We start from the raw sequence: 885 nt of genomic DNA on the forward strand, positions 1-885 counted from the left end.
CAGGCTTGCCGATCCGCGCTGTTCCCTGTTGCTCGGCGAACCGGGCAAGGGCGACCCGCTGGCGCACCCGCGCCTGACATTGATCTGCCAGGCGGCACGGCTTGAGCGCGGATCAGGCGAACACGCCCGCGCCGAGCGCCGCTATCTCAACCGCAATCCCAAGGCGAAACTTTACGCCGGTCTCGGCGACTTTTCGATCTTTCGCCTCGATCCGCAACGCGCCAGCCTCAACGGCGGCTTCGGCAAGGCCTATCAGCTCGATCGATCGGATTTGCTCGCCAGCGGACCGATCGTCGAGGAACTCGCGGCGCGCGAACAATCCGCCATCGACCACATGAACGCCGACCATCTCGACGCGATCGCCGTTTACGCACAGCATTTCGCCAAAGTATCCGGAAACGGCTGGAGTGTTGCCGGATTCGATGCCGATGGCATGGACCTGGTTTCGGGCGACGATGTTTGCCGGGTTTTTTACCCACAACCTCTGGCGGCGGCAGGCGAATTGCGGCACGTTCTGGTCGATATGGCCAAGGCCGGCCGAGCCATTGTCGACGCCGGGACGGAGACTTAATTATGCTGGACCAAAAGCAACACTTGAGATTTAAGTGAAATGCTCTACCTTTTGGTGACGCTGAATCGCCAGCGCCGATCGACAAGTGAATTTATGGAATCAGACGCCATTGCCCCCATGGCGTCGGGATGAACAGGAAGCATGGGGGATCGATGGTCTCGACAAAGCTAATCGTGAACGCCGAATCGGCGGCAGAGTTTCTCATGCTGATGGGCAATGAGAAGCGACTGTTGATCATGAGCTACCTCGCCGAAGGTGAGATGTCGGTTGGAGCCATTGCCGAGAAGGTGATGCTCAGCCAATCCGCCCTGTCC

2 protein-coding genes are annotated in these 885 nt (G+C 59.4%); both read left to right on the forward strand.

The annotated features are described in order from the left end of the window. Nucleotides 1-571: HugZ family protein (locus EN964_RS35840; protein WP_164776510.1), on the forward strand; the 571-nt coding region annotated here is incomplete at its 5' end. Nucleotides 572-723: 152 nt separating this feature from the next. Further along, nucleotides 724-885 (forward strand): helix-turn-helix transcriptional regulator (locus EN964_RS35845; RefSeq protein ID WP_164776512.1); only part of this gene is annotated, 162 nt, incomplete at its 3' end.

This window comes from Mesorhizobium sp. M7A.F.Ca.CA.001.10.2.1 (genome assembly GCF_003998575.1).
Lineage (GTDB): Bacteria > Pseudomonadota > Alphaproteobacteria > Rhizobiales > Rhizobiaceae > Mesorhizobium.